Source organism: Nocardia sp. NPDC051929 (genome assembly GCF_044548645.1).
In the GTDB taxonomy this organism is placed as follows: domain Bacteria; phylum Actinomycetota; class Actinomycetes; order Mycobacteriales; family Mycobacteriaceae; genus Nocardia; species Nocardia sichangensis.
The window spans coordinates 157,759-163,899 of sequence record NZ_JBIUCG010000021.1; the positions used below are offsets into that span (position 1 = coordinate 157,759).

A 6,141-nucleotide genomic window follows, 5' to 3' on the forward strand; every position below is an offset into this window, starting at 1 on the left:
AGTGAATGATTCACCTAAAAGAACGGACTCGTGTAATGAGCGCTCCCGCAATCGCTTCCACTCCACCGCGGCCGGATATACCCGGGCTGGAACCGTCGCCGGGGGTCTTCGCCACCGCCTCGGCGGCGCTGTTCGTCGCCGGGTTGGCCGCGAGCACCGTCGCGGCCGGTGGCGAAGTGTTTCCTTCCCCGTTCGCCGCGCCGGACGACGCGCTGTTCTACTTCACCGACCACCGCGACGCGGTCCGGCTGGGAGCGACGTTGCAGTTCGCCGCCGCGATCCCCGGTGCGCTGTTCGTCGCCGCCATCACCGCGCGGCTGCGGACGCGGGGCGCGCTCGCCCTCACCGGAGGCGCGCTCGCCACCGGATTCCTGATGCTGTCGGCGGTGGTGACCTGGGTGCTGACGGTGCCCGAAGTCGTCGAATCTCCGCACTTGGTGCGCGCTTTGCACACGCTGGCCTTCCTCGCGGGCGGCCCAGGCAATGTCGTCTCGACCGGGTTGCTCATCGCGGGCATCGCGTTGCCGGTAGCTGCCTTCCGTACCTGGCTGGCCAGGCTCGGCCTCGTCATCGCCGTCGCCGGACTGGCTACCACGGCAACGCTGATGCGCACGGAGGCCGCCGTCCTGCTGCCGCTGGCCCGTTTCACCGGCATGGCGTGGTTGATCGCCGCTGGCTTCCTCGTCTCGAAATCATCTGCCGCAGAAACGGAATGACCGATGAATCCGCACATTGAGAAGCTCGTCCGATTCCAGCGTCCCGAACGCTCGCTGCCCTACCTCCCCGGCCTCGGCGCCGACCGCGTCGCACCGCTGTTCGGCCTCACCCCCGTCGAATACGAAAAGCTCTGTGCCGATTTCGATGAGCAGGCGCGCTGGGCGGCCGCTGCCCTCCTGGACGACGCCGCGATGGCCGCCGCGGTGGATCGGCTGCCGCTTCGACCCGGACAGCACGTGGTCGCCTTGGGCGAAAGTTCGACCGCCGACCGGCTGTCGTGGTTCGAAATCCTGTGCTATCTGCTCGACCTGCGCAGACCCGACGATGCCATTCGGCTCACCAATCTCGCCGTCTCGGGGGCGACCACAACGCAGACGCTGACGCTCGCTCCCGCTCTGGGTTTCCAGCGCCCCGACTGGGTGTTCTGCCAGCTCGGCGCCAACGACGCCCAGCGCATCGGCGGCCCCGGCGGTCAGCGTCTGGTCGGCCTGGCCGAGACCGAACGCAACTTGCGCATACTCCGATCCCGCGCCCCCGAACCGGCGCAGTGGATCTGGCTCACCCCGACCACGGTCGACGAAGCCCGCATCGCCGCGTTCGAGCCTTTCCAGCGAATCGGCATCGCCTGGACCCGAGCCGACATCGCCGACACCTCGACCGTGCTGCACGACCTGGCCGACCTGACCGTCGACGTGGAGAACGACACGCTGCCAAACGGCGAGGACCCGCTGCTGCTCGATGACGGCGTCCACGCCACGTTGGCCGGTCAGCAGGCCGTAGCCGCCTCGTTCGTCGCCGCGTTGGCGGAATTGTGAGGGGTGCGGCGGGGTCCGTGGATCGCGGTGGGATCGTGCAGGACGCGGTTTCGTCGTTCCGGAGTCGCGGTGATGGCGCAATCGAGAAATCCGTGGCCGCGGCAGTCGCTCGCCGCCGCGATGGCGGAGTCGCGAGGACCCGCGCAGGTCGTCGTCGTGCTGTGGTCGTGGAAACCGTTGTGTCGGCGATCGCGCGTCGTCGCGATGGCGGGATCGTCGCCGGGGCAGTGTTGGCGCTCGCGTCGTCTGCCATCCTCGCTGCGGGACCCGCAGGCGCGGAATCCGATTCGCGCTCAGTAGGTTTCAACGCCCACGCTACGTCTACCTCGGCCATCATCGAGATCGACGCGGGATCGCTGATCGTCGATGACGGCGTCCTCCGGATCGCGGCCGACGACGGCCGTGTGCTCGCCGCAGCCGAACTCGCCGCTCGTGTAGACGATTTCGTCTTCCCGATCGACGCGGAGATCACCGACCGCACAGTGGTTCTGACCCCACAATTGGATCCCGAACACGCAACCTTAGCGAACAGTCGAATCGCAATCTTGCGTATATGTTCTCGCTGTCGATGTGATTTCGACTCGGGGCAGTCACCTGCTCCCGGCCGAAGTATTCCTGTTGATAGACATAGACGCGGTCCCAGCTTCCGCCGGCAAGGTCGAGCAGCGGCGCGGAGCCGCCCTTCCGTCACAAGTTGTTCAACTGCGCGGACAGCGCCTTGTCATCACTCAGGTGGCGGCTCGAAAGGGCCGCCGCCCACATATGCCAGAAATCCGACCACTCCCAACACCGGCACAGCGACGAGAAGGACGCTGCCGGAGCTTTGCCGAGTGCGCTGTCCGGATCGGCAGGGCGCATGACCGTGCCGCCCGGATCGGGTGTGGCATCGTATTTGGCGAGCAGACGCTCATGTAGCGTCGCCGGTCCTGCTCCGGCGAGTCTGCCGTTGCTCTCGGCTATTTAATCCATTCAATTTTCGCTGACGCCATCGATTGCATTCAGGGCCTCTATTACTTCGTCTTCGTAGAATCCTGTTCGATAACGTGTTTCAAGCTCTCCCAGGGCTTCAAAAGCTGCTCTCAACAGATTCGGATACACGGCCGCGATCGACTTGGGTAAGTATCTCACGATATCGCTCGGTGGTTCGGGTTCTTCCTCGGCTGCATATAAGCGGCCCGGCAAGGTCGGATCGTTGATTTCCTCATCGAGGACAACCAATTTCACCCGAGTAGGAGCTGTGATCTGCGACGGCACAGATCGCGCGAGTTGTTTCAGATAATCGCCGTTCTTCGGATTCCATCCCAACTTGACCATCGGTTCTCTGGGTACATTAGCCAGCTCGAACGTCAGCTGTCGAATGACCTGGAAATTTTCTGCGCTGACTAGATGCTCTCGATAGCGTCCGAGGTTCGGTTCTGGCATCTTCTCCGGGTCCTTCCTGTCAATCCAAGTCATCGCTACAGGCCGTCGAAGTACTCGCGTCCGTCCTTTGGCGTGAACACGGTTCCTCCATCTCCGTCCTCGATGACTACAGCACCTTTCTCCGGATCCCAATATGCCGTTCGGCCCCTGGGTAGATGCTTTACCTCCGTCGGTACCTCGCCGTCGAGTACCTTGCGAACGTACTCGGGAAGTTCCGCGGCGCCTACGCCGGATACGTAGTGTGAGCCATCTCCCTGTGCGGCACGTCCATTCGCGTGTTCGGCGATCTTCTTCGCGATCTCTTGTGTAATCGGATCGTCCCCGCCCAGGGCTGGCGTCGCTGTAGGGCCGTTGTCGTCGATGAGTGCGTTCATGGCGATGATGGCGGCCAGTTTGGTGAGTGTGGCGGTGAGGTCGGGGACCTGGCCGAAGGCTTCGATAACGCCGACGGCGACGCTCGCAGCCAGGGTGATCTTGAGGATTTGGAATAGCCGCTTTGTCGTGTAGAGGCCGCGAATGGTGGCGATCGTGTCCTCAACAGCGAGCGCGACACCGCCGCCGGCGACCGCGAGACTGCCGCCGAAGCTGAAGATCGCTCCTACGATGGCGCCGGTGACCAGCAGTCCGACGGCCCAGGCGAAGGTGGTCATTGCCGTCTTGATGCCTTCGCCGACTTCGACTGTCGAGCTGTGATAGTCCGCAACAGGGGCGGCGACATTGAGGGACGCGGTGGCCAGAAGATCGGCGCTGGACTTCAGTGTCCCGAAGTATTCCTGGATCTTGGCGCGATTCTCTGCCGCATCCATATCGTCGAACAACGCGGAGATCCCGCTGATCTTAGCCGCAGCTCCAGTGATGGTCGCGTGGTTGGCGAAGGTTTTCCACGTGTCGGCGGCCTTGGAGAGTTTGTCGACGTCACCGTTGGGAAGTTTCCCGAAGGTACTGACGATTTTCGCAGTGAGTTCGTTGAAGAACTCCTCTACGCCACCGTTGTGTTTGACGCCGTCGCCGTTGTTGTGGACGGAGGTCGGGATGGTTACCTGGTACTCGGAGACCTGGTGGAGAGTCGGTCGCTGGGGTTTGGCGTTGTCTGCGATCGCGTATTTGTAACCATTGGCGTATAGGACGTTGCCGAAGTTGGTAAGGGCGTCGGCCAGGTGTGTACACGTTTGCATGGTGTCGCGTGCGTACTGGTCGTACGCTTCGCCCCATTGCTTGCATCCGGGGGCGTCCCCGGCCATGCCTGCACATTCACCCTTGACGGCGTCGTGTAGCGGTTTGTCGGTGCGACGCAGTTCGGCGGCGAGGTCATGGCATTGTTTGCCGGCATCGAAGTACGTCTGCCAATTGACGCGCACTGATCATGCCCCCCGGAGCATCTTCAGGTTTTCTTCGATCGCGCTGGTGTAGCCGGTATGCGCTTTGCGGGCTGCTTCGCTGATATCGCGGACACCTTCGGCGAATTCCCGCGCGCCGACCGACCACTCGAGGTGGGCGTCGGAATAGGCCTGAGCGGCAACACCTTCCCAGCCGGTACCCGCCAGCGCGGCAACCTTGTCGTCAATCGTGTCGAGGTGCTCGGCGATAACGCTCGCGAGTGCGGACAGGCGGATCACGACCTCATCGAGGTGGTCCAAGTCGACCTGGAACTCCTCGGAACTCATGGCAGGTCCAAACTCGAGCTGCTCGCGTTGTACAGTACGGCGGCGTTGCTCCCGTCGAGGTCTTCATAGGTCGAGGCTGTGACACCGAGCTTTTCGGCCATCCCGGACAGAGCGGTGATGATCTGGGCGCCGCCGTCACGGATATCGGTCCAGCCGTCAGCGAACTGGCTCGCCAGATTGCCCCTCCACGTTCCATTGACCAGTGATTCGACATCCTTGGCCGCAGAGTCGAGTGCCGTCCGCAATGCCATCGATAGCTCATAGACCTGCTCGCCGACCTCACGAACCTTCTCCGGAACCACCGAGAGATTATCGGTCGACGGCGTCCCCCCGTTGCTCATGACCGGCAGCGTACTGAATGTCCGCCCGACCTGTCGAGGGACCCATTGTGCCTATCGGAGGGTGTCGACGCCGATCATCCTGGTGGGCCACAGCTTTGCGGACGCGTTGGGACTCACCCAGCGTCGATTCGCCGCCCGTGCCGGCATCGCGAAGAGCACGGCGAGAAAGTGGCGACCTCTGGGCGACGCGATCGAGCTGGGTGACGAGTGCGCCGACATTATCGAGACGATGCCGAGCTGCGCTGCGGCACGCATTTGAAGGCGGCCTGCATGGCACCGCGATTGCTACCCTTGGTAGCATCGGGAGTATGGGTGGTAGTAAGAAATACTCGATCAGCCTCCCAGAGGATCTCGCCGAGCAGGCTCGAGCCTATGTTGGCCCCGGCGGCTTCTCCGCCTATGTTGCCGAGGCGTTGGAGCAGCGTGTAGCGATGGACAAGCTGGGGGAGCTGGTTGCCGATTTCGAGAAGGACGACGAGCCGTTGACTCGTGCGGAGATCGATCAGGCGAGGGCGGAATTGGGTTTCGAGCGGCGACGTCGGGGTTCGCGCGGATCGGCCGCCTGATGCCGGATGTGCTTTTCCTCGATTGCGAGGGGTTGTCCATGCTGTATCGGAAGGATCGTCGCATGCTTGCGTGGATACAGGCGGCCAAAGAGGACGGCGTGCGAGTCGCGACTACGGCTATGACGACTGTGGAAGCCGACTACAGCAAAGTGCGTGCCGCCCGGATCGCATGGACGCTGTCACAGATCGACGTTCACACGGTGACCGGAGAGTTGGCCGCGCAGGCCGCTGCGTTGTTGCGCGAGCATGGCCTTGGTGGACACAAGTACGCGATCGACGCCGTTCTGGCTGCGTCGGCTCGCTCGGTTCGTGGGCTGGCGACGGTGGTGACGTCGGACCCCGAGGACATGGCGTTGCTGTGTGGTCCGGAGATCGAGATCGTCAAGGTGTGAGCTTGTTCGAGCCGTGAGCAGCGATCGGGAGAACCGACGGCCTGTCCCGCTGCCCTGAAACCTTGTTCGTCGACCACCCGCATATATGAAACAGGGCCGGGGGGGGGGCCGGGGGGGGGGGGGCGCCCCGCCCGCCCGGGCCGAAAACAAAAGTAGTGGGGGAAGCCCACCCCCCTTAAGACCCCCGCGCCCCCCCCGGGCCCCAGTTCGGACCCCCCGCACGG

At 63.5% G+C, this 6,141-nt stretch carries 9 protein-coding genes; 5 read left to right on the forward strand and 4 right to left on the reverse strand.

What is annotated here, in order from left to right:
- Window positions 1–35 precede the first annotated feature (35 nt).
- Window positions 36–716 (forward strand): hypothetical protein, encoded by a 681-nt coding sequence (locus ACIHAX_RS27530; RefSeq protein ID WP_397280355.1) that lies wholly within the window; start codon window positions 36–38, stop codon window positions 714–716.
- A gap of 3 nt (window positions 717–719) precedes the next feature.
- Window positions 720–1,532, forward strand: coding sequence for an SGNH/GDSL hydrolase family protein (locus tag ACIHAX_RS27535; protein WP_397280357.1), 813 nt, complete (start codon window positions 720–722; stop codon window positions 1,530–1,532).
- 969 nt (window positions 1,533–2,501) lie between these two features.
- Here ACIHAX_RS27535 and ACIHAX_RS27540 read toward each other — a convergent pair.
- Genes ACIHAX_RS27540 through ACIHAX_RS27555 form a run of 4 tightly spaced genes read right to left on the reverse strand, consistent with a single transcriptional unit; the run spans window position 2,502 to window position 4,959 of the window.
- Window positions 2,502–2,954 (reverse strand): hypothetical protein, encoded by a 453-nt coding sequence (locus tag ACIHAX_RS27540; RefSeq protein ID WP_379254820.1) that lies wholly within the window; start codon window positions 2,952–2,954, stop codon window positions 2,502–2,504.
- Between the two features lie 35 nt (window positions 2,955–2,989).
- Complete coding sequence (locus tag ACIHAX_RS27545; protein ID WP_397280359.1) at window positions 2,990–4,312, reverse strand: hypothetical protein; 1,323 nt, start codon at window positions 4,310–4,312, stop codon at window positions 2,990–2,992.
- 3 nt (window positions 4,313–4,315) lie between these two features.
- Window positions 4,316–4,618: a WXG100 family type VII secretion target gene (locus tag ACIHAX_RS27550; RefSeq protein WP_379254824.1), complete on the reverse strand. Its 303-nt coding sequence runs from the start codon at window positions 4,616–4,618 to the stop codon at window positions 4,316–4,318.
- Entirely contained in the window at window positions 4,615–4,959 is a 345-nt protein-coding gene (locus ACIHAX_RS27555; protein WP_397280361.1) for a type VII secretion target, read from the reverse strand. Before ACIHAX_RS27555 ends, ACIHAX_RS27550 begins: the two co-directional genes overlap by 4 nt.
- Window positions 4,960–5,020: 61 nt before the next feature.
- Here ACIHAX_RS27555 and ACIHAX_RS27560 point away from each other — a divergent pair, with 61 nt between their 5' ends.
- From ACIHAX_RS27560 to ACIHAX_RS27570, 3 genes are read left to right on the forward strand one after another with little or no spacing between them, the layout of a single operon-like run.
- Window positions 5,021–5,218, forward strand: coding sequence for a hypothetical protein (locus ACIHAX_RS27560; protein WP_379254827.1), 198 nt, complete (start codon window positions 5,021–5,023; stop codon window positions 5,216–5,218).
- Window positions 5,219–5,267: 49 nt separating this feature from the next.
- On the forward strand, window positions 5,268–5,525 hold the full coding sequence (locus ACIHAX_RS27565) for a hypothetical protein (RefSeq protein WP_397077186.1): 258 nt from the start codon (window positions 5,268–5,270) through the stop codon (window positions 5,523–5,525).
- Window positions 5,525–5,917, forward strand: a complete 393-nt coding sequence (locus tag ACIHAX_RS27570; RefSeq protein WP_379254830.1) for a DNA-binding protein — start codon at window positions 5,525–5,527, stop codon at window positions 5,915–5,917. The genes ACIHAX_RS27565 and ACIHAX_RS27570 overlap by 1 nt, the downstream gene beginning before the upstream one ends.
- Window positions 5,918–6,141: the final 224 nt, after the last annotated feature.

Excerpts from the sequence above, each read along its gene's own strand:
- ACIHAX_RS27530 (WP_397280355.1), top strand. The coding sequence starts at position 36 with ATGAGCGCTCCCGCAATCGCTTCCACTCCACCGCGGCCGGATATACCC.
- ACIHAX_RS27535 (WP_397280357.1), top strand. The coding sequence starts at position 720 with ATGAATCCGCACATTGAGAAGCTCGTCCGATTCCAGCGTCCCGAACGC.
- ACIHAX_RS27540 (WP_379254820.1), bottom strand. The coding sequence starts at position 2,954 with ATGCCAGAACCGAACCTCGGACGCTATCGAGAGCATCTAGTCAGCGCA.
- ACIHAX_RS27550 (WP_379254824.1), bottom strand. The coding sequence starts at position 4,618 with ATGAGTTCCGAGGAGTTCCAGGTCGACTTGGACCACCTCGATGAGGTC.
- ACIHAX_RS27555 (WP_397280361.1), bottom strand. The coding sequence starts at position 4,959 with ATGAGCAACGGGGGGACGCCGTCGACCGATAATCTCTCGGTGGTTCCG.
- ACIHAX_RS27565 (WP_397077186.1), top strand. The coding sequence starts at position 5,268 with ATGGGTGGTAGTAAGAAATACTCGATCAGCCTCCCAGAGGATCTCGCC.
- ACIHAX_RS27570 (WP_379254830.1), top strand. The coding sequence starts at position 5,525 with ATGCCGGATGTGCTTTTCCTCGATTGCGAGGGGTTGTCCATGCTGTAT.